A 25,526-nucleotide genomic window follows, 5' to 3' on the forward strand; every position below is an offset into this window, starting at 1 on the left:
GTGACCTATACCCCCCCTTCCCCAGCGATTGTCGATGACATCATCGCGCAGGTGAAATTCGATGCGAACGGCCTGATTTCAGCTCTTGCGCAGGCGCCGGACGGCATGGTGCTGATGCTCGCCTGGATGAACGCGGACGCGCTGCGCGAGACGCTTCTGACCGGTCGCGTCTGTTACTGGTCCCGCAGTCGTCAGAAGCTCTGGCGCAAGGGCGAGACTTCGGGCCAGCAACAGAAACTGATCGAAGCGCGGCTCGACTGTGACATGGACGCTATTCTCATGATCGTGGATCAGACCGGAGTAGCCTGCCACACGGGCCGCCGGAGCTGTTTCTATCATGGCGTGACGCCGGACGGGCTGCGCGATACCGCACAGCCCGAAATCAGCGCTGAAGAGCTTTACGGAAGCTGAGCAGCCTGACCCGACAGGGTCCAGCCCGGTACGAGGAACGTGGCCGGACAGCCATTCTGGTCGTCCGGTGAGGACAGATAAGCGCCCTCATAGGGGAAACGCGACAGCTTCTTCGGGTCCAGCGTGAACCAGAGCTGCGTCAGGACCATCTGGCCGTTATGCGCGGGCTCGCAGCGGACCTGCAGCGCCCGGTCGTCATGCACGTTCATCAGGCGCGAGAACATGACGAGAAGATCGTCGCGCTTGACCTGAAAACCCTCCTGCTGCGACAGCCACACTCCGAAAGCCGACGCCGCGAACCGGTCCCGCAGTTGCATGGATGTGACGAAAAAGCTGTCCGCATCATAGCCGAAGCAACGGGCATGCTTGGTGTATTCATGCACATAAAGCGGCTTTTTCAGATGCGGCACGACGCCCCGCAACGCCTCGACCGTCGTAGGCAGGAGCTGGGGCGGGGTGTCGTCATGATCGTAGAGATCGCAACCCTTCGACCACCATTCCTGCACCGGCACGCCCTGAGCCTCCAGAGCATGCGGTTCCGAGGCCCACAGCCCATGCAGACCAATCGAGATCCGATGCGTCTGGTCCCATTCGCACCCACCGCCCGTAGCGCAGAACCCCGGCTGCCAGGTCAGCGCCAGCGTGTCGTGCCGGAAATCGGTATGGGCCGTGGGCGTAAGCGAAGGCCCGGTTGGCGCCTGAGACACACAGCCTGCCATCAAAAGAAAAGCAGCAAGAACGGAACGCTTCACGCAGAAAGCCCTTTGGCATGATGGGTCAGATGGTCGGCAATAAAGCTCTGCACAAACCAGTAGGAATGGTCATAGGCGGTATGGCGACGCAGTTCGAGCGCCTGTTTGCCCTCTTTTGCCGCCGCCTCCAGCGCGTCGGGGCACAGATCTGCCAGATATTGATCCATCAGCCCCTGATCCACGAGAATGGTTGAGGGATGCGTGCGCCCTGAGCGCAGAAGCAGCGTGGGATCGCAGCTCTGCCATTTCGCCGGATCGCCGCCGAAATAGGCATCGAACGCTTTCTGGCCCCAGGGAACCGTACTCGGATGACAAATCGGCGCAAAGGCCGAGACCGTCTTCCAGCGGTCTGGGTATTTCAACGCCTGTATCAGCGCCCCCATACCGCCCATGGAATGTCCCATGATGCCGCGTCGGGTACCATCCAGCGGATAGAGCCGTTCCGTCAGGGCCGGAAGCTCTTGCCCGACATAGGTTTCCATCCGGTAGTGACGGCTCCACGGAGCGGACGTGGCGTCAATATAGAACCCGGCCCCCGATCCCAGATCATAGGCGTCATCCTCGCCCTCGATCCCGGTATGGCGTGGGGAGGTGTCGGGAGCGACCAGCGCGATACCGTGTTCGGCGGCAAAACGCAGGGCATTGGCCTTGATGAGGAACGTCTCCTGCGTCGCCGTCAGCCCGCCAAGCACATGAATGACCGGAACCTTCTGCCCCGCCAGCGCCTCTTTCGGCAGAAATACGCCGAAGGTCGCGGGCACGCCGAGCGCCTCTGACTGATGCCTCACGAACCTGAGTGAACCGTCGAAACAGGCGTGATGCGCCAGAACTTCAATATCCGACATGCTCAGTACTCCACGACGGTGCGGATGCTTTCGCCGCGGCTCATCATGTCAAAGCCCAGATTGATGTCCGCCAGCTTCAGCTTGTGCGTAATCAGGGAGTCGATATCGATACGGCCCTCCATGTACCAGTCCACGATTTTCGGGACATCGGTTCGCCCGCGCGCGCCGCCAAAAGCCGATCCGATCCAACGCCGTCCCGTCACGAGCTGGAACGGCCGTGTGCTGATTTCCTGCCCGGCTCCGGCAACGCCAATGACGCACGACACGCCCCAGCCACGATGCGCGCTTTCCAGCGCCTGACGCATAAGGGTCGGATTGCCGACACACTCGAATGTGTAGTCCAGACCGCCCCCCGTCATCTCGATCAGATGCCCGACAAGGTCTCCATTCGGACCCAGTTCTTTCGGGTTCACGAAATCCGTCATGCCGAACTGGCGCGCAATTGCCTCGCGCTCGGGATTGATGTCGATACCGATGATCCGGTTCGCCCCGACCATTTTCGCACCCTGAATGACATTAAGACCAATGCCACCCAGCCCGAACACCGCAACCGTCGAACCGGCCTCAACCTGCGCCGTAAACAGTACGGCCCCGATACCCGTCGTCACGCCGCAGCCGATATAACAGACCTTGTCGAACGGCGCGTCGGATCGGATTTTTGCCAGTGCGATTTCCGGCAGCACCGTGAAATTCGCGAAGGTCGAACAGCCCATATAATGATGGATCGGCTGGCCTTTGTAAGAGAAACGCGACGTGCCATCCGGCATCAGCCCCTTACCCTGCGTGCTGCGAATGGCCGTACACAGGTTGGTCTTGCGTGACAGGCAGGACGGACATTCCCGACATTCGGGCGTGTAGAGCGGAATGACATGATCGCCGGGCCTGAGATGCTTCACCCCGGCCCCGACCTCCCGAACGATGCCCGCTCCTTCATGGCCCAGAATGGCCGGGAACAGACCCTCAGGGTCCTGACCGGACAGCGTGTACTTGTCGGTATGGCACAGCCCCGTGGCCATGATCTCGACGAGAACTTCCCCGTCGCGTGGGCCTTCAAGCTGAACCGTATCGATTTCCAGCGGCCGACCGGCCTCGAACGCAATGGCTGCGGTCACGTCCATAACATCACTCTCCTCTGAAACGGTGAGAACAGGGTGTCGTATTGGAGGGCATGGCGGCAAGAGGTGCGGCTGCAAAAGAAAGTAAAAAGACAGACACCCTTTGCTGTTGGCCGGACAGACTGTTCGCCGCTACGCTCGACAGGGACTTGTCTGCGTATTCCGCCCATCCGAGGAGACAGCCGTTTGATCGTCAACCGTCCACATGGACTGGCCATTCTTTTCCGGGAATCCCTGCCCCCGCTGTTCATCCTGACACTGTGGGATTTCGTGGTGGTCATCCTGTTCCAGATCTATCATCAGGACTGGATGGAGCAGCCCTCCTTGCCGGTGCCGCTCATGGGTACCGCGCTGGCCATCTTTCTGAGCATGCGCAACAACGCCGCCTATAACCGCTGGTGGGAAGGCCGAACCCTGTGGGGCGCGATCACCAACAACTGTCGCTCTTTCGGACGTGAAGCCGCAACACTACTGGGAGGTCGGCCGGATCTGGCCCGCGCCATGGCTGCGTATCCGCATGTCCTGCGCGCTGCTCTCAGAGGCGATCCGCCCAACGAAGACGCCAAAAGACTCCTAGCGCCGGAAATGTATGAGAAGGTTTTTTCCTGCTCGAACACCGCCAACATGCTGCTTTATCAGATCGGGCTTGGTGTCCGTGAGGAAGTTGAGCTACGCGGAATCGATGGCGCCGTTCACGGTACGGTAGACCGCATCCTGTCGGATATCGCCAACGCACAGGGCGGCCTTGAGCGCATCAAGAACACGCCCCTTCCCGCGCAGTATTCCATGCTGCCCGAAATCGCGACACATCTGTTCTGCATCATCCTGCCGCTCTCCGCCGTACAGACCCTCGGCTGGATCACGCCGCTTGGGTCCAGCATTATCGGGATGCTGTTCCAGATGCTCGACCGCAGCGGCCGCGACCTTCAGGAACCGTTTATAAAGAGCGTTCACGCCCTACCCATGCTCACCATGGCGCGCACGATCGAGCGCGATCTGCTTCAGCCAATCGGGGATACACCGCCCCCGGCCATTCAGGCCAGCAACGGCGTCCAGCCCTGAGGCAGTAGTAAAAAGCACTCCGGGACCGAAAATACCTCTTGCGATCAGACAAGACAGCAAGGGGTTTTTCTGCTATGAACCGAGCCTATGAACACGTTCAAAAGCCCCCAGAAGGGCGGCATGACCGATGAAATGGCTCGTGTCGCAGCCAACAACACGGCCCGTCAGACCGATCCCGAGCAGGATGCTGACCCTTTCCACGAAGGTGACTCCATTGTCTACGCCGCTCATGGCGTTGGCCGCGTGGAAAAGATCGGCATGGTCGAAGTCGCCGATACCGTGATCGAGATGATCCAGATCTCTTTCCCCGGCAACCAGATGATGCTGCGGATCCCGCTCGCCAAGGCCCGTAAGGCGGGTCTGCGCAAGATCGTCACGCGCGATATCGTCGACAAGGCGATGACCGTCATCAAGGGCAAGCCGCATGTCAGCAAGGGCATGTGGGCCCGTCGCGCAGTGGCCTATCAGGAAAAGATCAACTCCGGCGATCTGATCCAGATTGCAGAAGTGCTGCGCGACCTGCGTCGCAATGTGGATAGTCTTGATGGCAGCTTCTCGGAACGTAAGCTGTTCGAAGCCGCGCAGGAACGCTTCGTGGCCGAGGTTGCGGTTCTGGAAAATGCCGATCCGGCACAGGTTCTTGAAAACCTGACCAAGACGATGAAGGCCGCCTGAAACGCGGCCTGGGATGCGGTTTGAAAAGCCTGCATTTCTTCAATATGGATCAGGGTGTGGTTTTCTTCGCATCCCGGACCGGGTTTCTCGCGTTGGCGACACGAGAAACCTTTTCCGTGATGTGTTTTCAGTCACGGTTTCAAACCTGCATTCCAAAGGAGAGGTGAGGCCATATGCCTGCCCCTTACAAAAACCGTTTCGCCGGCAAGAAAGTCCTCGTTACCGGGGCATCCCAGGGAATTGGCGAAGCCACCGCGCTTCGTTTTGCCGAAGAAGGCGCGCAGGTCGCCCTCAACGGCCGCAAGGAAGACAAGCTGATCGCCGTCCGCGACAAGCTGCCTAAAGTCTCTGGCGGAGAACACCCGATCGCCACGGGTGATATTTCCAAGGAAGATGACGTCAAACGTCTGGTTGCTGACAGCATCAAGGCCATGGGTGGTCTGGACGTTCTGGTCTGCAATGCGGGCTATCAGATCCCGTCCCCTTCCGAAGACATCAAGCTCGAAGATTTCGAAGGCGTGATGGCCGTCAACGTCACGGGCGTGATGCTGCCATGCCGTGAAGTCATTCGCTACTGGCTGGAGAATGGTATCGAGGGCGCGATCATCGTGAACTCCTCCGTTCACCAGATCATCCCCAAACCGCATTATCTCGGCTATTCCGCCTCCAAAGGTGCAGTCGGCAACATCGTCCGGACGCTGGCGTTGGAATATGCCGGTCGTGGTATCCGGGTGAATGCCGTGGCACCGGGCGCCATCGTAACCCCGATCAACATGTCGTGGATCAACGATCCGGAGCAGTACAAAGCCGTTTCAAGCCATATTCCGATGAAGCGTCCCGGTGAAAGCCGCGAGATCGCAGACGCCATCACCTTCCTCGCCGCCGAGGACAGCACCTACATCACGGGCCAGACCCTGTATGTCGATGGTGGTCTGACCCTCTATGGCGACTTTGAAAAGAACTGGTCCTCGTAATCCAAATGCCCTCTTCCCTGACTGTCCTGCTGATCGAAGACGATTTCCTCATCCGGACATGTCTGGCGGAATTTCTGCTGGATAATGGCCTGACAGTCAGGGAGGCGGATCATTGCGCCGAAGCACGCGCCATCATCGGCGCGGAGCCTAAACTCGACGCCCTCGTGGCGGACATGACCCTTCCGGACGGGGATGGCATGACGCTTGTCCAGCCTGCCCGGGAACGCTGGCCGGACCTTCCGGTCATTTATATCAGCGGTCATGGGGATTTGCGCCGGGGCGAAACATCCGGTGACCCGGCCCGGGACCGTTTCATCTCAAAGCCTTATACGCTAGCCAGTATTCTGGAGGCTCTTGAGGATATGACATCAGCGGCCTCGGACTAGGAGATCCGCATGTCCGACAGTCTGGACAAATCCGCCCTCGATACTCCGGTCCCCACGATCGAGGACAACCAGCCTGACCCATCGGACATTCTGAACCGCGCACAAAACGCCATGACCCGTGGCGCTCCGGAAGAAGCACTTGCCATAGCGCGCGCGCCTCTTGATGGAATGCCTGAGATCCCGGCCCTGCATTACGTCAGGGCGCGGGCCTATTTCCATCTTCGTCGCTATCAGGACTGCGCGGTGGAGCTTGAAGAGGCCAGTACGAATACAGGGCCTCATGCGATTTCCCTGCTGCTGGATGAAGCAGTTGCCATGCGGCGGCGGGAAGATCTTCTCCCGCTTCTGAAAATCTGCCGCAAGCGCAAACCTGACGATTTTCGCCTGATGAATGCCGGAGCCACCGTCCTGATCCAGCTTGCGCGGTTCGACGAGGCCGAACTGCTCCTGCGCCTGAGCCTGCAACGGCGCCCCGAAGATCCGGCCACCCTCAATCTGCTCGCTTTGCTCCTGACAGAAACCGGTCGCTTCGACAGTGCGCTATCAGTCATGGCCTGTTTGCGGGACGCGAACCCGCAGGACTGGGAACCGCTCTGCAATATGGCCTGTATTCTCAGCAACATGGGCCGGATGGAAGAAGCCGCCAATCTGTACCGGCAGGCCGTTCCGATGGCACCCCAGAATGCCCGCCTGCGCCTGAACCATTCCATCACCATGCTCAAAAGCGGCCGCATGGCGCAGGGCTGGACAGAGCATGAATGGCGCTTCGGTCTCCCCGGCCATACCAGCATGCCGCTGGATCGCCTGTTGCCCAACATTTCTCCATCACTGGACCTGAGGGGCAAGCGCATCCTCATCACGCAGGAGGAAGGTCTGGGCGATACGCTTATGTATCTGCGCTACATCCCGCCCCTCGCCCGTAAGGGTGCCATTATTCATATCTGGGGTACGGAAACGCTGGCTGCGATCTGCGAACGCGTGGCCGGGGTTTCGGAAGTGCAGTTCGGTGGTGAGACGCCCGATTATGACTATCACTGCCCGTTCATCAGCCTGCCCCGAGCTTTTTCGGGAACGCCGGATGCCATGGGAGCACCCGTCCCGTATCTCAGTGCCGATCGGCAGAAAGCCGAGGCGTGGCGTCAGCGGTTTCAGGACGATCACAAGCTGAGGGTCGGGCTGGTCTGGGCCGGAGCAGCACGGCCCGAAGATACGGCGGCTCTTATGGTGGATCGTCAGCGCTCCATGCCGCTCTCGGAACTTGCACCTCTGGCCGGGATCGAAGGTGTGAGCTTCTATTCCCTTCAGAAAGACACCCCCGCTGAACAGATCCCGGATTTTCCGGGCACGCTGGTGAATGTCATGCCAGACTGTCACACGATGGATGACACGGCAGCCCTGATGGTGAATCTCGACATCATCGTCTCGGTCGATACATCAGCCGTTCATCTGGCCGGGGGGCTCGGCAAACCCGTCATCATGATGGACCGCATCAACAACTGCTGGCGTTGGCTGCACGGGCGGGACGACACGCCTTGGTATCCGCAGATGCGGATCGTCCGCCAGACACGTTTTCAGGACTGGTCGGACGTTGTGGAGCGGGTCAAACGGTTACTTGAAGACGCCGTTGCTGTCCGGCAGCACAAACCTCAGTAACTGTAGCCATAGGACAGGCCGATGCTCGATCCCGGATCGTTTTCCGGCGTCGTGAAGCCCGTGACCTGCCCACCCGTCCCGACCGTCGTGTTGAACTTCAGCCGCTTCGTCAAGTCGATCTGCACCTGAGCCTGCGTGCCCGAGCCTGATGTCGCCTGTTTGGCGCCAACATACACGCCCTTCATGACGTATTTTCCGGCCTCGACACTGGTGCCCCCGTTATCGACACCGCTGCCCCCACCAACAGCCAGACGATCCAGTCCCAGCAGGTTCTGAACCTTGCTCAGCGGATCGAACGCCGAGCCACCCGCAAGCTGCACCACCGCCGCGCCCAGTTCCGCAAGCTGCGTCGTGGACAGCGAATGGGTGTCTGTTCCGAACAGCAGGATGGACAGAACCTGATCGCGCGGCAGGCTGGGCGAGGAGACGAAATCCAGTTTCGGTGCGCTGGCGTAGCCCGTCACCAGGAGGCTTGCGAGCGTGCCGTTGGCATTGCGATCCGCCCGGAAATCCAGCGTCGGATCGAGTTTATGGTTCACGCCCGAGCCGTTGAACGCCACCCGCCCGTTCGTAAAATTGAGGTTGATCCCACCCAGATTGAAATTGCCGCGCTTGAGATCAAACCCACCATTGATCAGAGGCGCCGCACTCGTCCCGCGAATCCGCAGACGCCCCTGCATTTCAGCGAACACACCGTGTCCGCGCACGAAGAACTCGCCGGGGGAAATCACATCCACGCCCAGTCCGATAATCAGGCTCGATCCCGTACCGGAAGCCGGCTTCTGCCCCGGACGAATCACGTCGAGCTGGGGCACGGAGGCAGGCATGGAATTCGGAATATTGACGGTCGCGTTGGGAATATTGACCTTCCCGTCCACATCCAGCCGTGTCGTGGCCTGACCGTGGATGTGCAGATCGGTATTGATCGTGGCAGTCAGCAGTTCGCTGGAGACGGGACGGGCTTTGTCGGAGGTAATGTGCAGATCAACGGGAAGATCGGGCCGGAAAGCACCTACAGTGCCATCGAGCGTGATCGTGCCGGGCCCTGCATGGGCGATGATATGGTTGACGTTGATCGTATCCCCCGAGGCAACGAGGGCCCCGTTGATCCGGCTGAGATGCACGCCCTGCGCGTAGTTGTCGAAAGAGGCGTTCTCCAGCCCGATCTGGCCTGATGCCCGCGGCTGTGCGGCTGTCCCAGCGACATTGAGGTTGATGCCGATTTTTCCGGCCACAGCCATGCCGTTCGCGCCCAGAACGGCATTTCCAACCGACAGATCGACATGCCCCGTGGTGGCCAGGGCGATCGCACCCGTTTTGGAAAGCGGCGCGGTTCCGTGGACGGCCAGCGCAACGGACGGGCCTGCACCAAAGGTGGCATCCACCTTCGCGGAATGGCCCGCAAGGCCGATATTCGCCAGAATCTGCGCCGCTGGAAGGGATGCCGCCGGGCCGGTCTTCATCCGCAGATCACGCCCGTTCAGCGAGACCGTTCCGGTTGGTGCTTCCAGCGTGCCGCCCAGTTTCGCCGCAAGCGAGATTGCACCCGTTGCCGAAAGATCCGGCGCAAAAGGCTTTGCGATGGCGGGTGTGAGGTGATCCAGCCGCGCGGTGAGCGCGAGTGCGGGTTTGAACGTTCCGGCAATATCAACCGTTGCGGGCGCTACACCCTGCGGCGCAAGAGTCGCCAGAAGATGATCCACACCCATCGTATCGCCAAACGATACCACCGCAGGGCGGCTCAGACGCAGGCTCTCTCCCTTGACCAGAGCCGCCAGTCGCCCGAAGCGCACCGTCTTTTCGGGGACGTTCAGGACAAGGGCGGTATCGATATTGGCCGGGGCATCCATCACGTTCTGGAAAGCCGCATTCAGCGCGACGGCCATTGCGGTCTGGGGTCCCTTGATCGTGGCATGCGCCCTGCCCGTCATGGCCTGATAGCGCAGCCCGGCGAGATCCAACGTCAGAGAGGGCTCGGGCGAATCAATCGGGTTCGCGATGGTTCCGCTGATCTTGAGAGACTGGACGGCGGCCTGCGCCATCCCCAGCATGCCGTCCAGCCCGACCTTGACGACAGGCGGCGCGCCCTCGGTCTCCGTCGTGTGCAGTCCCAGCGTCAGATGGCCGGAAATCGCCTGCCCGATCAGGCGGCGGAAATCACCCAGATTGCGGATCGAGACATCCAGATCCCCGAGCGGGACCTTCGCCCCTTTCGGGAGGCGCAGCTTGCCTTTGCCGCTGAGGCTATTCCAATCCAGCGTGTTGAGATCCAGATGGTATGCACCCGCGTCATCCTGCTGGAACGCGGTATCAAGCACCAGTGGCGCATGATCGAGCGTTCCCTTAGCCGTCAGCACACCTGCCGGATGAGATGGCAGATGCTGGACATCGGCATGGAGCGCCACAGGACCTTTCGCCACGTCTTTCATGCCGAACTCCCCGCTCAGATCGGCTTTGACGGCCAGATCGTCGGTCGGGCCATCGGCCGAGGCGGTCAGCGTCGTGTTGCCAAGAATGGCAGGGCTGGCCTTGGCAAGATCCGGAAGCTGAACAGAAGCCTTCGTCTGCATCCGGTTGCCATGCGCCATGTCGATCACGGACGACACCAGCATGTGCAGCGCCGCCCCATCCAGCGCGAAACTTTTCAGCGTCAGGACATTGGCCGGGGATTTCGCCAGATCGAGCGAGAACGTGCCGCTTTTACCGATCAGGTTCAGAGCCTGCGGCTGACCGCCAGTGATCGCAAGCGTTCCCGTGCTTTTCAACGTCAGGTCATCCTGTTTCGTCACCGGCATGGCAAAATCGGCATGCAGTCCGGCTGTGCCGCTGAGATCCGTGCTGCCCATCGCCGCCAGCGGATGCAGATCCGGCAAAGCGAGGTCCAGTTGACCTTTTGGCGCAGGCTTCAGATCGGCCGTTGCGGCGGCGTGCAGAAGCGGATGATCCAGCTTCGCTACAACCGGAACAGAGGCCGCCAGCGGATGCACCAGAACATCCAGCGCCAGCGGCGCGGACGCCAGAAGCGTGGGCTGTGAACCCGGAATACGCAGGCCATCCAGCACAGCCACAAGATGGGCGGTCGTGTCCTCGGGGCGTGCGCCTTCTACGCCGTCAAACCGGGCATGCAGATGCCCGATCCCGGCCTCTGCGGCGGTCAGGGCGTCGATATCCAGTACACCCTGACCGTTCGGCGCCATGAGCGGACCATGCAGGTCCGTGTCCAGCGCGATGCTGTTCCATGCAATGCCCGGACGCAGTGTCATGGACGGCGCATCCGCTTTCACATGCAGGTCCGCAACCATGCTCAGCAGGTTTATCGTTCCGCTGGCAACGGCCTTTACCGGCCCCGCACCCAGACCGAAATCCAACACCCCCGCCGTGCGCGGCCCGTTGAGATTCAGATGCAGATCCAGCGGGTCAAGCTGCGGCATCTGGCCCAGCGTGGTGGCGAAGCCGTTTTCGCCCTCATGATATCGCACACTCACCGCGATGCGGTTTTTGGGCGTCTCGACACCAAGCGTCAGATTACCCGGCTGATCCAGCCGCTTCAGGGCCAGAGCGATGTCCATGACCGGGAGCGTGCGGATTGTCACACCGTCCAGAAACGGCGCAATGCTGTGGATATGGGCGTGTCCGTCCGCTGAAAAGACGGTCGGGGTGACGGTATAATCCGGACTGACTTCCAGCCGTCCGACATGCAGCGAGGCCAGATCGACCCGCAGATGCAGCTTCGACGGCGCAGTACTGGTAGGTGTCGGCTGCGCAGGTGTGGTGTCGGGGGCCGACACCATCTTGCGCAGAACGGCCACACGCGATGCACTCAGACTGGTAATCTTCGCATCCAGATGCAGCAGCGACAGCGGCGACCAGCGCAGGTCCGCGTTGTCCAGTTCGATCCAGGGGCCTTTCTCATCCTTGATGAGGAGTTTCGTCACCGCGAGATGTTGCGGCAGAAAGCCCGAAAGCCCCGAAATCTCGACCATGCCACCCGTTAGCGGGCCGATTTTCTGTTCGATCAGCCGTTGCCCAACCGGCAGGTTGATCCCGACCAGAACGCCCGTAACCGCCACGACCACCAGCCCCGCAGGGACAATAACCAGACCGGCCGCAACACGGAGAAGAACCTTGCGAACCCGCATCAGAACGTCTCCCCAAGGCCGAAATACAGTTCCCATTTATCGCCCTGCGGCGGCCGGTTCATCGGCAGTGCCACGTCCACACGGATCGGACCGATCGGCGTGAAGTACCGCACGCCCCCACCATATCCGACGCGGAGCGTTCCCTGCCCCGGCCTTGATCCTGTCCCGACCTGCCCGGCATCCACGAACCCGGCAACACCCAGATTCATTGGCAGACGCTGGCGGAACTCGACACTGCCCGCATCCATGGACGTCCCGCCGATCGCATATTTTGTGCGGCCATATTGCGGCCCTACGCCCTGATAGCGGAAGCCGCGTACTGTTGCCGGACCACCGGCGTAGAGCCGCTGATCGGGCGGGATCTGATAGGTCGACGCGCCCTGCACGGAGCCGACGATGCCTCTGACCGCGATCACACTGCGACCGGGCCTGGAAATCCCGAGATGGTGCAGATCGAAATAGGTCGAAGCCTGTGCGGAGAGAAGCGTGAAGAACGTCGATCCGCTTTCCAGAGATTCCGAGGGCGTGATGGACAGCGACGCCCGCACGCCGTGCGTGGCCGGGTCGATCGGATTGGACAGGCTCGTATTATCGAATGTCGCGTTCAAAGGCGCTGCAACGATGAAATAACTGCGTGTGTCGCCGAACTGTTTGATCTGTTCCTGCTCGCCCATCAGGCTGCCCGAGAGGTTCCAGTATTTCCCCACATGCCGGTTCAGCCCTGCGCGGGCGATGATGGCGGTCTGGTGGTAGGAATAGAGAAGCTGACGCACCCCTTCGAGGCGCACGCTCAGGTTCTGTCCCTTCGACAGGAAATCCGGCTTCATGAAATCCGCATAGACATCATAGCCCAGCCCCTGTTGTGCGGAGCCACCAAGCCCCGTGACCAGAGCCGTCAGTTTCAGCTGTTCGGCATCACCAAACAGATTGTGATGCGTCCAGCTTGCGCCCAGACGCCCACCAAGATCGGTTGAATAGCCGACTTCGGCCGACAGCGTCCGCCGCTTGGCCTCCTTGAAGCTGAACTCGATCGGCATGGCCTGAAGAATGCCGGGCATCAGGGTGCGGCCAGGCGGCAGGGTAATGATTGGCGGGTCATTGCGAACCTGCACGGACGCGAACACCCCCGTACTCACCAGATCCTGACGCGCGGCCTCGATCCGGGACGGACGATACAGTTCGCCCTCCTTGAGTTCCAGCCGGTTGCGCAGGAAGCTCTGGTTGGTGTGAACCAGCCCCGTCATCCCGATCGGGCCGATCACAACCCGCGGCCCGCGCTGGACGCGGAACACGATGTCGAGTTTCTGTGCCTGGGGTTCCAGATAGGCCAGGGGCGTCGAGACGCTTGCGGTCGCGTAGCCGTCTTCCTGGAGCTGGTTGAGCAGGGTGTTCTGAGCGGCCAAAACGGTCTCGGCCACTGCGGGCTGGCCGGAGGACAGGTTGAATGCCTTACGCTCATCTGGTGCGAGCGTGACGGACTGAGACTGTGCAACGGCCTGCGCGAAGGTCACCGGAGCTGCGTCGGCAGGGGCTGCTTCCGGCGGGGTTTTGGCTTTGGACGCAGACGCCTTCGCGACGGGCGTTTTCACGGTTTGAGACCCTACTACGGGTGCCGGTGCGGCAGCCTTTTCGAGGGGCGCAAGGAGCGCGATGCTTCCAAGACTGAAACGTGGTCCGAGCGTGCTGGAAATCGTGATGGCGACTTTCTGGTTTTTTTCCAGCGCCTTGAGAATATCCGGCAGGGATGGGTCCTTGCCGTCCACGACCCGCGTCCCGACCTTGACGCTGATCTGCACGGAACCCGCATAATAGCCCTGTGATTCCAGCGCGATATTCACCCGGTCGTAATCGCTGCGGATCCGCCCGGCGAGCGCATAGGCCCCGACGGCATGGGACGCCTGAAGGGCCTCAAGCTGGGATGATGCGCTGATCGCGGCATCCAGTTCAGGGTGCTTCGTCGGGGTCAGTATCACGGTGTAAGGGATGGCGGGGTCAGAGGTGCCATCTGAAGCCGGCTGAGCGGTCGCAGCCGTTTTGGGTGCCTTCGCATACAGGGGCAACGGCGCACAGAACACCGTTACGACACCCAGCATGCAGGACATCGAAACGACTGATACAGAATAAGAAACTGAGCGGCGGCCTGACTTCACCGTGCGTCCTGAAAATCTGTCTTGAGGGTATTTCCGGCCTGTAAAAGCCGGATACGGGCGCGCAGACCGAACGACAGGACTGCATAATCCGAGGAACCTTGCACGGCGCTCCCTGTCAAGCCCTTCACGACGGAGACAGCCCGGAAAAATGCTCTGTTTGAAGGCATGGAAACAAACAAGATTGTGTCGTCCCTGCGAAAACCGTATCACTCAGCACCCATGTCCCATCGTGATGCCAAGACCCCGAAGAGCCGACGCGGTCACAACCGTCCCATCGTGGATGAAAATGCCGCCTTCCCGGCTTTTCAGCCGACAACATCCACATCGCTCTACAGCCGTCTGCGCTGTACGCTTCGCCTGTCGCTTGTCCTGATCTGGACATTCTGGGCGTGCAGTCTTCAGGCCGTTCTGGTGCGTCTGCCCGGGCGGTTGAAAATCATGATGCCACGCATTTACTGGAGAGGCGTGTGCCGGATTCTGGGCATCAAGACAAAAGTCATCGGCCGGAGCGCGGGGGGCGTGCGGACGGCAAAGGACGTCCGTAACGGCAAGCGCCCGGTGGTGTTCGTGGCCAATCACTGCTCCTGGCTGGACATCGCCATTATCGGCAGCGAGCTTCCTGTCGTGTTCGTCGCCAAGGGTGAGGTCGGCAAATGGCCCCTCATCGGCACGGCGTCCCGTCTGGGCCGCACGATTTTCGTCAGCCGCAACCGTCAGGATACCGGCCGCGAGCTTCAGGAAATGGCCGCACATCTGTGGGATGGGGACGATATTGTTCTGTTCCCCGAAGGCACGTCCTCGGACGGCTCGCGCGTTCTGCCTTTCCTGTCGTCGTTTTTCGCGGTCGCGAAACCCGGACGTCTGGAAAAGGTTGGCCTGCCCAAGGCCCCGCCCGTTCTGATCCAGCCCGTTTCCGTTGTTTATGACAGTCTGGAAGGCCTGCCGGTCGGACGAAGCCGCCGGAATGTGTTTTCATGGTATGGCGACATGGACCTTGCGCCGCATCTCTGGTCTTTCGGCCAATGGCGGACCATGGGAGCGTCTCTGATGCTGCATGAACCGATCACACCGGATGAGTTCCTCTCCCGCAAGGACCTGTCCCGCGCGACGTACGAGGCCGTCAATACCGGCGCAGCAGACCTCCGCCGCGGCCAGCCCAAAGCGGCCGGGGCCTGAAATGCAGGCTGCAATCCAGTCTGCCATCAGGTTTATCTTGACTTGAAGCCTGCCTCCACGCCACTTTCGGATTATGACACGGCGGCAACCCGGCTTTCGTGTCCGGAGGTGGTATTACCCATTCAGGCCCGTCTTATCATCCGTCGGCCCGTTGTGCTCGGCCAGCCGTTCTCCGGAACAGGCTTGACCCCGAGGATGCCTGCCCCGATGTGTGTGCCTGATTCTGCCATTCCCGGACCGAGACCTTGACCGCCACGCCGACTTCCCCAGCCATGCCCGCTTCTTCCGATCCCGCGTCCGCCGTGCAGGCGCCGCGCGGCCTGCATGTCATCACATGGGGATGCCAGATGAACGTGTATGACAGTGCGCGCATGGCCGATGTCCTGCGTCCGCTGGGATACGGTCCGGTCGAGCGTCCCGAAGACGCGGACATGGTCATTCTCAACACCTGTCACATTCGCGAACGGGCGACGGAGAAGGTCTTTTCCGAACTCGGACGGCTGCGCAAAATCCGCGATGAGCGGGTCGGCAATGGTCAAGATCGGACCATCATCGCGGTGGCAGGCTGCGTAGCGCAGGCTGAAGGCGAGGTCATTCTCTCCCGCGCGCCCTATGTCGATCTGGTGCTCGGCCCGCAGACCTATCACAAACTGCCCGAAATGGTGGCCCGCGCCGCCCGTGCGGGTGGTGCGGTGATCGAGACGGATTTTCCGGTCGAGCAGAAGTTCGATTTCCTGCCCACGGATGCTGCCCCCCAGACGCAGGGCAATCTCACGGCGTTCCTCACCATTCAGGAAGGCTGCGACAAGTTCTGCTCGTTCTGCGTCGTGCCCTACACCCGTGGCGCGGAAACGAGCCGTCCGGTTTCTTCCGTTCTGGCGGAAGCGCGACGGATGGCTGAAAGTGGCGTGCGTGAAATCACGCTGCTCGGGCAGAACGTCAATGCCTATCATGGCGATGACGGTAACGGCGGCAGTGCGACGCTGGCGGGGCTGGTCGAGCAGCTTGCACAGATCCCCGGTCTGGGCCGCATCCGCTACATGACGTCCCATCCGCGCGACGTGGATCAGAGCCTGATCGACGCACACCGGGACAATCCGGCACTGATGCCGTTTCTGCACCTGCCAGTGCAGAGCGGTTCGGACCGGATTCTCAAGGCCATGAACCGTGGTCACACGGCGGACGAATACCGCGAGAGCGTCCGCAAGCTGCGCGAAGCCCGGCCGGATCTGGCCCTGTCGTCCGATTTCATCGTCGGTCATCCCGGCGAGACGGAAGAAGATTTTGAAGCGACCATGCAGCTCGTGCGCGATATCGGTTTCGCCATGGCCTACAGCTTCAAATACTCCCCCCGTCCCGGCACTCCCGCCGCAGGGCAGCCGATGCAGGTGCCCGAGGACGTGAAGGATCGTCGCCTCGCCGAGTTGCAGGCGCTTCTGCGCGAACAGCAGGACGCCTTCAATGCCGATATGGTCGGGACGGTACAAGAAATCCTGGTGACGAACCGGGGCCGCAAGCCCGGGCAGATCGCCGGGCGCTCGCCTTACCTCCAGCCTGTTCACTTCGACGGCCCCGACCATCTGATCGGTTCCACCGTCAAGGTCGCCATCACCACTCGCCGCACCAATTCCCTGGGCGGCATCCTGATCCGGGAGACAGCCTCCGCTTGCTGACAACGCACCCGACCCGTCCCGTCGCCACCAGCAGTGGCTCCGAAGGCAACCGCACCGTTGCCCTGCGCTTCAACGACAACATCCTGCTCCAGCGCCTGCTTGGAGACCATGACCGGCATCTCGTCCGGCTGGAGGAAGGGTTCAACGTCAAGTTGTCCTGTCGTGGCAACAAAATTGCCATTTCCGGCGAAACGGACACGGTCGGGCGCGCGCAGGCGGCCATCATCGCGCTGTACAATCAGCTCGAACAGGGCGGCACGATCGATGCCTCGCAGGTCGATGGCGTCATTCGTCTGACGGCCCTCCCCAGCCGTCCGGAGCGTCCAGTCGATACGCGGCAGGCCCGGCCGATTGCTTCGCAGGAGCCTCCTTCGCGCGGCAATGGCCAGCGCCGTCCGGAAAAGGGTCATGGCAAACCGCAAACGCTGCCCGCCACCCCGTTTGGGGACCTGCCCGCCATCCGGACCAAGCGCGGCGTGATCGCGCCACGCTCGCACGGTCAGGCTGCCTATATGGAGATGCTGGCCAATACCGACATGGTGTTCGGCATTGGCCCGGCGGGCACGGGCAAGACCTATCTCGCAGTGGCGCAGGCCGTCGGCATGCTGCTCGCCGGACAGGTGGACCGGATCGTACTGTCCCGCCCGGCCGTGGAGGCTGGCGAGCGCCTCGGCTTCCTGCCTGGCGACATGCGCGAAAAGATCGACCCCTATCTGCGCCCGCTTTACGACGCCCTGCATGACATGATGCCGGGCGATCAGGTGGTGCGCCGCATGGGGACGGGTGAGATCGAAGTGGCGCCGCTCGCTTTCATGCGCGGACGCACGCTCGCTCATTCCTACGTCATTCTGGACGAAGCCCAGAATACGACCGCAGCCCAGATGAAGATGTTCCTCACCCGCATGGGCGAAGGCACACGCATGGCCATTACGGGCGATCTGAGTCAGATCGACCTGCCAAATGGTATATCATCCGGTCTGCGCGAAGCGGTCGAGACCCTCGAAGGCATCAAGGGAATCGGCATAACGCGTTTTTCTTCCGAAGATGTGGTGCGCCATCCGCTGGTTGCCCGTATCGTCGATGCCTATGAACAGAAAGCGCCAGCCCCCCGGGACGTCTTCCGGAACAGGCTGCGCCGGGAAAACAATGGAACCTCCAAGTCGACACGCCGGCACTGACATTATCATCGAGGACGCGCGCTGGCGCGCCTCGGTGCCGGGAACGGAGCGCGCAATCCGGCGCGCTCTCGTCGCGGTCGCCCGCCAGGGTGGCCCCGATTTCACACAGTCTCCGGCCCCTTCGATCCTTCTGGCAACGGACAGGGTCGTCAAGCGCCTCAATGCGCGCTTCCGGGACAAGAACAAGCCCACGAACGTCCTGACGTTCGAGCCACTTTCGCCGGAGCATGGCGGAGATATCGTTCTGGGCTACGAAACTGTCCGCAGGGAAGCAGATGCCGCACGACGCTCACTGAAGGCGCATCTGTCGCATCTTGTAGTGCATGGCGCGCTGCATCTTGCCGGTTATGATCATCACCACCCCGGTGAAGCTAGGGAAATGGAGAGGATCGAGACCCGGACGCTTCGGTCCCTCGGCTTTGGCGATCCATGGCAGCAGGGCAACGGGCAGATGGCGGGGAGTGTCCGGATATGAGTGACGATACCAACGACCGCTCATCGGAAGAGTCGGGAAAAAGCCGCTCTTCGCGCGGGCTTTTTGGACTTTTCAACCGTCGCAACCGCGATCAGGGCCTGCGCGAATCCATCGCGACGCTTGTTCATGAAGCCAGCCAGCCGACCGAGGATTCCAGCGACGAGCCTGAACTCGACCGGCAGGAACGTGCCCTCATCATGAACGTGCTGCGTCTGCGCGACATCACGGCGGATGACGTCATGATCCCGCGTGCAGACATCATTGCCATGCCCGAAGCCCTGCCGTTTCAAGAAGCGCTGGATCTGATGCGCCGGGAAAACCACTCCCGCCTTCCGGTCTATCGCGACCAGCTCGACGACATTGCGGGCATGATCCATGTGAAGGATCTGATTGCCTATGTCGGCGAACCGGACGCCTTCGACATCCGCCCGTTGCTCCGTCAGCCACTGATGATCGCGCCCACGATCCCGGTGCTGGACCTGCTGCTCCAGATGCGTCAGCGCCAGATGCACATGGCCCTCGTCATTGACGAATATGGCAGCATCGACGGGCTCGTGACGATCGAGGATCTGATTGAGACCATCGTTGGCGATATTTCGGACGAACATGATGACCCGGTGACAACCATGTGGGTCGAGCGTCCGGACGGCTCCTTCGACATCGACGCCCGCCTTCCCGTGCGGCAACTTGAGGAGCGGCTCGGCGCTGTCCTGACGGATGCCGAACGCGAAGCCGAAATCGAGACGGTTGGCGGGCTGGTATTCCGTCTGGCCGAACATGTCCCGGCCCGGGATGAAGTTCTAACCCATGAAAGCGGTTTGGAATTCCGCGTTCTGGATGCAGACGCCCGGCATATCCGTGCCCTGCGAATGCGGGTTCCGGAAGGCTGGGAAAACAAGCCGCTTCCTACCATCAAGACACAGGAAGACGACCGGGGCTCTTGACGGAGCCGCGTGTTCGTCGTTCGAGTATCACCATCAATTTCAGCGGAGCCCCGTCCATGCCTGCCGCCCAGCTTCTCGGCCGCCGTACCCTCCTCGCCTCCGGAATGGCTCTCGCGGCCATTGCGGCGGCACCGTTCGCACGGGCGGACGATGTGCCCGCCAGCGACCCGCGCATGGGACCGCGCGTTATCGGCTCGCCGGATGCGAAGATCATCGTGGACGAGTGGTTCTCCCTGACATGCTCGCACTGCGCCCATTTTTCGAAAGAGATCTTTCCGCAGATCCGCAAGAACCTGATCGACACAGGAAAGATCCGTTACCGCTTTCATGATTTCCCGATCGATCAGGTCGCCCTGTTGGCCGCTATGGTAGCCCGCTCCCTGCCAGTGGACCGCTACGAAGCCTTCGTGACGGATCTGCTGGACCATCTGGACGAGTGGGCGTTCGCACAGAATATCGATCCGGTTGCCGAACTGAAGAAACGCACTGCCCTGTTCGGGATGAATTCTGCGGAATTTGACCGGATCAACGCAGATAATGCCCTGCGCGAGGCCATTATCAACAAGCAGGATCACGACGGCGCTTTCCTCCAGATCCAGGGCACGCCATATTTCCGCATCAATGATGTTCCCGCGCCCGACGTGGTCGGGAGCTATGATGATTTCGCAAAAGCAGTCGCAAAGGCTTCCTGAATGACCCGTCTTTCCCTTTCCCGCCGCTTTTTCGTCTCCGCCGCTCCAGCTCTTGCTGTTGCGGGAACCGCTGCTGGTGCGGCCCACGCCGCAGATGCAAGCTCCACTGACGCCCGGCTGAGCCCGCGCATTCTCGGCAACCCGAATGCCAAGGTTCTAGTGCAGGAATGGTTCTCGCTGACCTGCACGCATTGTGCGCATTTCGCGACGGAAGAGTTCCCCAAAATTAAGGAAAAGCTGATCGATACGGGAAAGATCCGCTATCAGTTCCATGATTTCTGCGGCGATCGAGTTGGCCTGACAGCGGCCATGGTGGCCCGCTCTCTGCCGGAAGAACGCTACGTTCCGTTCATTGAGGCCCTGTTCTCCAGCCAGATGCAGTGGGCTTTCGCCGCAGGTGGCGACCCGATGCAGCGCCTTCAGCAGATGTCTGCCCTCGCCGGCGTCTCCGCAGCCCAGTTCGATGCCATCAGCAAGGACAATGCCTTCGCCGAGGCGCTGTTCGATCAGGTCAAGAAGGACGCGGACACCTACAATATCCAGGGCACGCCGTATTTCCGCTTCAACAATACGCATTACGACCAGGACCCGGAAACCTACGAAAAATTCGCCGATCTTGTCGCCAAGGCGTCCTGATCCACCTCTCTAGGACCGGTATTTCCCTCCCCTGATGTCGAGCCGTACCACGACGATCGACCGCCTGAGCATTGGCGGTTTCAAGAGTTTCGCCGATGAGGTGCGTCTCGATATCCTTCCGGGCCTGACGGGGATTATCGGGCCGAACGGCTGCGGTAAATCCAATGTCGTCGAAGGCCTGCGATGGGCGATGGGCGAAACCTCCGCCCGCGCCCTGCGGGGCGGAGAGCTTGATGATCTAATTTTCGCGGGGACGGGCGCCCGCTCGGCCCGAAACATCGCACAGGTCACGCTGCATCTCAGCAATGCGGCAGGACTGGCGCCCTCGCCGTTTCAGGACGCGGAGGAACTGGAAATCAGCCGCCGGGCCGAACGTGGATCGGGTAGCGAATACCGTATTAACGGCCGGGTCATGCGCGCGCGTGACGTTCAGACCCTGTTTGCCGATCTGGCGTCCGGCGCACGCAGCTCCGCCATCATCAGCCAGAACCGCGTTGGCCAGCTCATCGTCGCAAAGCCCGAGGAACGGCGGCTGCTGCTCGAAGAGGCCGCCGGCATCACCGGCCTGCATGCCCGCCGACACGATGCCGAACTCAAGCTCCGCCAGACCGAAACCAATCTCTCCCGCGCCGAAGATCTGCGTCTGCAACTTGAGGAACGGCTTGCGAGCCTCGAAGGCCAGACGGTTCAGGCCCGGAAATACCGTGAGCTTTCCGAAAAGATTCGCGAGACGGAAACCGCGCTCCATGCCCTGCTGCATGCCCGCGCCAATCTGGCCGTGCAGCGTAGCCGGGACGATCTGGCCAAGGCGCGCGAGGATCTGAAAAAAGCCGAACGCGCCGCCGAAACCGCGGCCATCGCCGAGTTCGAAGCCCGCAAGGCCGCCCCACAGGCGCGCGAAGAAACCGACCGCCTCCGCAGCACGCTTGAACGGCTGAAAGTACAATCTGAGACCCTGAAACAGGATCTCGACCGCGCCCGACAGGCTGAATCCGAAACACGCCTGCGCCTCGAACAGGCGGAAGGAGATCTGGCCCGAAGCCATGCCAGTCTGACGGCGGACCGGGCGACACAGGAAACGACTGCCGCAGACTGTGAGGCGCTTGAAGCCGAAATGGATGCGCTCCCGCAACTCCGCTCGGCCTGCAGCGCCGAATGCGAGCGTTTGGACGCGCTCGAAAAGGAGCAGGCGCTTGCGCTGGAAGACGCAACCCGTCTGCGGGATGCCGAAGCCATCCGCAGGGATGCGATGCTGGAAGGGCTTGAGGCCCTGACGCTGCGGCTCGATACGGAAGCAAGCGCACTCGACGCGATTCAGGCAGAAATCGCGGCTCTGGACGCAGCTACGCCTGATGATGCGGCACTGAATGCGCTACGCCAGAATACCGCCTTGATGCAGGAACAGTCCGAAGCCGACAGCCGCAAAGAGCAGGACTGTATAACGGCCTTGCAGGAGGCACGCCTAAAAGCAGAACTGGACGGACGGGCGCTGACAGACGGCAAAAATCGCCTTCAGACGCTGGAAGCTACGGAAGCCGATCTGGACAGACGCTTGCAAACGACCCAGGCCCAGATCACGCAGGATCGAACAACGCGTGAGACTGCTCAGGCCGGGCTCCTCACGGAAGCAGCCCACACGGATCTTCAAAAAACCCGCGACGTCACGGCACAGGCCCAGAGCGACGCCCATGCTCTGGAAGCGCAGGCAAGGCAGGAGCAGGAACGCCTCGGCACAATCTGGCTGGAAGCCCGTGCAGCAGCCGAGGAAGGCATGCAGCGTCATAAAACGCTGCTGCGAGTCGTCGAACAGAGCCGCCAGACACGCGATCAGGCGCGCCAGAAAGTGCAGATCGCCGCAACGGCGGAGGCTACAGCCCGAACCGCTCTGGTTCCGGAACAGACGGTTCAGGACGTCCGCAATACCGTTGCACAGGCCGAAGACCGCCTGAAAACCCTTCAACAGTCTCTTGCGGACGCGGACGCCACCCTCGCGACCGCCCGCGAACGGGAGGGACAGGCCCGGCAGGCACTTTCCGCACTGGAGACGCTGATCTTGCGCGCACAGGGCGAATGTGAAGGGTTGGAGCAGAGCCTCAATGCCGTGGCCGCGCAACCCGACCCACTTGAAGATGTGCTGGACCTTCCCGCAGACATGGCGCGGGCCGTCGCGGCAGTTCTGGCGGACGGGCTGGATGCCTCTCTCGCTCCGGACCATGTTCCAGCCGATCGGCGCTGGCGGCCGCTGGAGCGGCTTGCGCCTGCGGAACTGCAGAACTGCGTCCGGCTTTCGATATTGGTTCAGGCTCCTGAAGCATTGCAACGCTGTCTGGACGCCGCATTCCTGCTGGATGACGACGCGGCAGGGCCCGAACTGCAAAAAACCCTCCAGCCAGGACAGGTTCTGGTCTGCCGCAGCGGGGCGCTCTGGCGCTGGGATGGCTTCACACGCTCGGCCGATGCCCCGGATTCCGGTGCGGCCCGACTGGAGCAGCGTCGCCGTCTGACGGACGCCCGCGCGCTTCTTCAGTCCCATCTTGCCTCACAGCCCGCACTGGAAGAAAGTTGTGCCGCAGCCTTGCAGGCCCGCGAGCGGGCGGAAGTGGCTCTCACCGCCCTGCGACAGGAACGCGCGACACTCGAACCCCAACTGGCCGAAGCCCGGACCGTCTCGTCGCGGATGGAACAGAAAGCGGCCCTTGCGCTCGCCCACTGGGAACAGGCCAGCGAACGCCTGAAAGACGCGGAAGGCGCGCTGACAGCCGCACAGACCAGCGTCACGCAGACAGAAGCCGAACTGGCCGCCCATCCCGATCCCGAGAACCTTCAGGCACAGGCGCGGAACAGCACAAAAGATGCCGAAGCCGCCCGCGAAGCACTCCGCGTGGCGGGAACGAGGCTTGAGGACGCCCGGAATGCCGCCGATACCGCCGCCCGGACGCTGGATCAGACTCTTCTGCGCCACGACACCACACTGGCGCGTCTGCGGGATCTGGATGAAGCCGTAGCGCGGCTGGAATTGGAACAGGCCCGTCTTGCAGAACAGCGTGCCTCTCTTCAACAGCAGGAAAACCGTCCTGACATTTCCGCCCTGAGGACCGCCGCCGAAACCTCGCAGCAGGCTTTCGATGTGGCACGGTCTGCGGCGGATACAGCAACACAAGCCGCGCGAAAGAGCCGTGAAGACGCCCAGCGTCTGACGCGCGAACTCCAAATGCTGGACCAGACTGCCGCAACGACCCTCGCACGCCGCTCGGCGTTGCAACCGCGCCAGACGGAGCTTCAGGCGCTCGTCACCCGCCTGCAGGACGACCATGCGAAACGCATGGCTGAACTGACGGAGCGTCCCGAACCCGCGCTGCTGGAACAGACGGTTCTGGACGCCACGGCCTCGCTCCATGAAACCCGGCACCTTCTGGACGCTGCCCGTACCGAAAGCGGCCGCCTTTCCCTTGAGGACGTTCGCCTGACCGGCGCGCTAACTGCTATCCGCGCCAGACTTGAAGTGCTGGCAAGTCAGATTGCAGCCGGAAACGCCAGCCTTACGCATCTGCGGGACCGACGGGACGAACTGCACACCAGCTTCCAGACCGTCAGCACAGTTCCTGCCGAACTGGAGCGCAAACTCGCCGGACACGACCAGATTCTGATGGACGCCCAGAGCGCTTACGATGCGGCACGGGCTGCTGATGAGGCAGCGGGCGCAGCCGGGCTTGAAGCACAGGAGCAGCGCCGCAACGCCGATCTGGCGCTGGCGGCGGGGCGTGAGGCGATCGCACGTCTGACCGAACGCGCGGAACAGGCTGTTGCCGCCCGAGAGCGCCTGCTGGCCGATAGCGAACCCCCGGAAGGCGGTGCAGAGGGTGCGGCTTATCCGTCCGACCTCTCCGAACAGGCCGAGACCGCGACCCGCCGGCGCCTCTCCCGCCTGACGCGCGAGCGCGAAGACCTTGGCGCGGTCAATCTGCGGGCCGAAGCCGAATTCGAGGAAGCTCGCGAGACAGCGGAAACCATTGCCCGCGAACATGCCGAACTGACGGCTGCCATCAACAGGCTGCGCGGCGGGATCGGCACGATCAACCGCGAAGGACGTGAGCGCCTTCTGGCCGTCTTTTCGGAAGTAGACCGGCATTTCCAGTCCTTGTTCGCCCGAATGTTTGGCGGCGGACGCGCCCATCTGGGTATGGTCGGAAGCGATGATCCACTGGAAGCGGGGCTGGAAATTTTCGCGCAGCCTCCGGGCAAGAAGCTCTCCACGCTCTCCCTGCTATCGGGTGGCGAACAGGCCCTGACCGCACTGTCGCTGATCTTTGCGACTTTCCGATGCAATCCGGCCCCGATCTGCGTGCTCGATGAAGTGGATGCGCCGCTCGATGATGCCAATGTGGAGCGGTTTTGCTCGCTTTTGTCCGATATGACGAAGGAAGCCGGAACGCGGTTTCTGGTCGTGACGCATCATCAGCTGACGATGGCGCATATGGATCGTCTTTATGGTGTCACGATGCAGGAGCGTGGTGTAAGCCGGGTTCTGTCAGTCGATCTGGGGCGCGCAGCCGCGTTGATGGACGGCTAAGGTCAATTTTCTCAAACAGA

The 25,526-nt window shown here is 61.7% G+C and carries 19 protein-coding genes; 14 read left to right on the forward strand and 5 right to left on the reverse strand.

Going from position 1 to position 25,526, the window contains the following annotated elements; translation table 11 throughout:
• Nucleotides 1-411, forward strand: coding sequence for a phosphoribosyl-AMP cyclohydrolase (gene hisI / locus JK213_RS00525; protein ID WP_194261418.1), 411 nt, complete (start codon nucleotides 1-3; stop codon nucleotides 409-411).
• On the opposite strand, the gene JK213_RS00530 is transcribed toward hisI, so the two are convergent.
• The 3 genes from JK213_RS00530 to JK213_RS00540 are packed head-to-tail and all read right to left on the reverse strand — an operon-like array spanning nucleotide 399 to nucleotide 3,126.
• The gene (locus JK213_RS00530; RefSeq protein ID WP_194261419.1) at nucleotides 399-1,163 is read right to left on the reverse strand and encodes a ribonuclease T2 family protein; all 765 of its coding nucleotides are present in this window, start codon (nucleotides 1,161-1,163) and stop codon (nucleotides 399-401) included. The genes hisI and JK213_RS00530 overlap by 13 nt on opposite strands.
• Entirely contained in the window at nucleotides 1,160-2,008 is an 849-nt protein-coding gene (fghA, locus tag JK213_RS00535; protein ID WP_194261420.1) for an S-formylglutathione hydrolase, read from the reverse strand. Before fghA ends, JK213_RS00530 begins: the two co-directional genes overlap by 4 nt.
• Before the next feature lie 2 nt (nucleotides 2,009-2,010).
• The gene (locus tag JK213_RS00540) at nucleotides 2,011-3,126 is read right to left on the reverse strand and encodes an S-(hydroxymethyl)glutathione dehydrogenase/class III alcohol dehydrogenase (protein ID WP_194261421.1); all 1,116 of its coding nucleotides are present in this window, start codon (nucleotides 3,124-3,126) and stop codon (nucleotides 2,011-2,013) included.
• Nucleotides 3,127-3,309: 183 nt separating this feature from the next.
• On the opposite strand from JK213_RS00540, the gene JK213_RS00545 reads away from it, so the two are divergent.
• The 5 genes from JK213_RS00545 to JK213_RS00565 all read left to right on the forward strand — a co-directional run bounded on the left by JK213_RS00545 (nucleotide 3,310) and on the right by JK213_RS00565 (nucleotide 7,873).
• Nucleotides 3,310-4,185 carry a bestrophin family protein gene (locus JK213_RS00545; protein WP_194261422.1) on the forward strand — a complete coding sequence of 292 codons (876 nt, stop codon included), beginning with the start codon at nucleotides 3,310-3,312 and terminating at the stop codon, nucleotides 4,183-4,185.
• An 87-nt stretch (nucleotides 4,186-4,272) separates the two neighbouring features.
• On the forward strand, nucleotides 4,273-4,860 hold the full coding sequence (locus JK213_RS00550; protein WP_194261423.1) for a CarD family transcriptional regulator: 588 nt from the start codon (nucleotides 4,273-4,275) through the stop codon (nucleotides 4,858-4,860).
• A 173-nt stretch (nucleotides 4,861-5,033) separates the two neighbouring features.
• Nucleotides 5,034-5,834 carry an SDR family NAD(P)-dependent oxidoreductase gene (locus JK213_RS00555; RefSeq protein ID WP_194261424.1) on the forward strand — a complete coding sequence of 267 codons (801 nt, stop codon included), beginning with the start codon at nucleotides 5,034-5,036 and terminating at the stop codon, nucleotides 5,832-5,834.
• Nucleotides 5,835-5,839: 5 nt separating this feature from the next.
• Nucleotides 5,840-6,220: a response regulator gene (locus JK213_RS00560; RefSeq protein ID WP_194261425.1), complete on the forward strand. Its 381-nt coding sequence runs from the start codon at nucleotides 5,840-5,842 to the stop codon at nucleotides 6,218-6,220.
• Nucleotides 6,221-6,229: 9 nt separating this feature from the next.
• Complete coding sequence (locus JK213_RS00565) at nucleotides 6,230-7,873, forward strand: tetratricopeptide repeat protein (RefSeq protein ID WP_194261426.1); 1,644 nt, start codon at nucleotides 6,230-6,232, stop codon at nucleotides 7,871-7,873.
• Here JK213_RS00565 and JK213_RS00570 read toward each other — a convergent pair.
• Both JK213_RS00570 and JK213_RS00575 read right to left on the reverse strand, forming a co-directional pair.
• The gene (locus JK213_RS00570; RefSeq protein ID WP_194261427.1) at nucleotides 7,867-12,012 is read right to left on the reverse strand and encodes a translocation/assembly module TamB domain-containing protein; all 4,146 of its coding nucleotides are present in this window, start codon (nucleotides 12,010-12,012) and stop codon (nucleotides 7,867-7,869) included. The two genes, JK213_RS00565 and JK213_RS00570, sit on opposite strands and share 7 nt — an antisense overlap.
• The gene (locus JK213_RS00575; RefSeq protein WP_322783017.1) at nucleotides 12,012-14,162 is read right to left on the reverse strand and encodes a BamA/TamA family outer membrane protein; all 2,151 of its coding nucleotides are present in this window, start codon (nucleotides 14,160-14,162) and stop codon (nucleotides 12,012-12,014) included. The genes JK213_RS00570 and JK213_RS00575 overlap by 1 nt, the downstream gene beginning before the upstream one ends.
• Before the next feature lie 219 nt (nucleotides 14,163-14,381).
• Here JK213_RS00575 and JK213_RS00580 point away from each other — a divergent pair, with 219 nt between their 5' ends.
• The 8 genes from JK213_RS00580 (at nucleotide 14,382) to JK213_RS00615 (ending at nucleotide 25,506) form a co-directional block, all read left to right on the forward strand.
• Entirely contained in the window at nucleotides 14,382-15,338 is a 957-nt protein-coding gene (locus JK213_RS00580; RefSeq protein WP_194261428.1) for a 1-acyl-sn-glycerol-3-phosphate acyltransferase, read from the forward strand.
• 272 nt (nucleotides 15,339-15,610) lie between these two features.
• Nucleotides 15,611-17,011 carry a tRNA (N6-isopentenyl adenosine(37)-C2)-methylthiotransferase MiaB gene (gene miaB, locus JK213_RS00585; RefSeq protein WP_194261649.1) on the forward strand — a complete coding sequence of 467 codons (1,401 nt, stop codon included), beginning with the start codon at nucleotides 15,611-15,613 and terminating at the stop codon, nucleotides 17,009-17,011.
• A complete protein-coding gene (locus JK213_RS00590; protein ID WP_194261429.1) occupies nucleotides 17,005-18,189 on the forward strand; it encodes a PhoH family protein in 1,185 nt (394 codons plus the stop codon). The genes miaB and JK213_RS00590 overlap by 7 nt, the downstream gene beginning before the upstream one ends.
• Nucleotides 18,158-18,664 carry an rRNA maturation RNase YbeY gene (ybeY, locus tag JK213_RS00595; RefSeq protein WP_194261430.1) on the forward strand — a complete coding sequence of 169 codons (507 nt, stop codon included), beginning with the start codon at nucleotides 18,158-18,160 and terminating at the stop codon, nucleotides 18,662-18,664. The genes JK213_RS00590 and ybeY overlap by 32 nt, the downstream gene beginning before the upstream one ends.
• Entirely contained in the window at nucleotides 18,661-19,608 is a 948-nt protein-coding gene (locus JK213_RS00600) for a hemolysin family protein (RefSeq protein WP_194261431.1), read from the forward strand. Before ybeY ends, JK213_RS00600 begins: the two co-directional genes overlap by 4 nt.
• Nucleotides 19,609-19,664: 56 nt before the next feature.
• On the forward strand, nucleotides 19,665-20,300 hold the full coding sequence (locus JK213_RS00605) for a thioredoxin domain-containing protein (protein ID WP_194261650.1): 636 nt from the start codon (nucleotides 19,665-19,667) through the stop codon (nucleotides 20,298-20,300).
• Nucleotides 20,301-20,936 (forward strand): thioredoxin domain-containing protein, encoded by a 636-nt coding sequence (locus JK213_RS00610; RefSeq protein ID WP_194261432.1) that lies wholly within the window; start codon nucleotides 20,301-20,303, stop codon nucleotides 20,934-20,936. It abuts the gene before it with no gap.
• Nucleotides 20,937-20,970: 34 nt separating this feature from the next.
• Nucleotides 20,971-25,506: an AAA family ATPase gene (locus tag JK213_RS00615; protein WP_194261433.1), complete on the forward strand. Its 4,536-nt coding sequence runs from the start codon at nucleotides 20,971-20,973 to the stop codon at nucleotides 25,504-25,506.
• Nucleotides 25,507-25,526: the final 20 nt, after the last annotated feature.

This window comes from Gluconobacter sp. Dm-44 (assembly GCF_018256175.1).
GTDB lineage: Bacteria > Pseudomonadota > Alphaproteobacteria > Acetobacterales > Acetobacteraceae > Gluconobacter > Gluconobacter cadivus.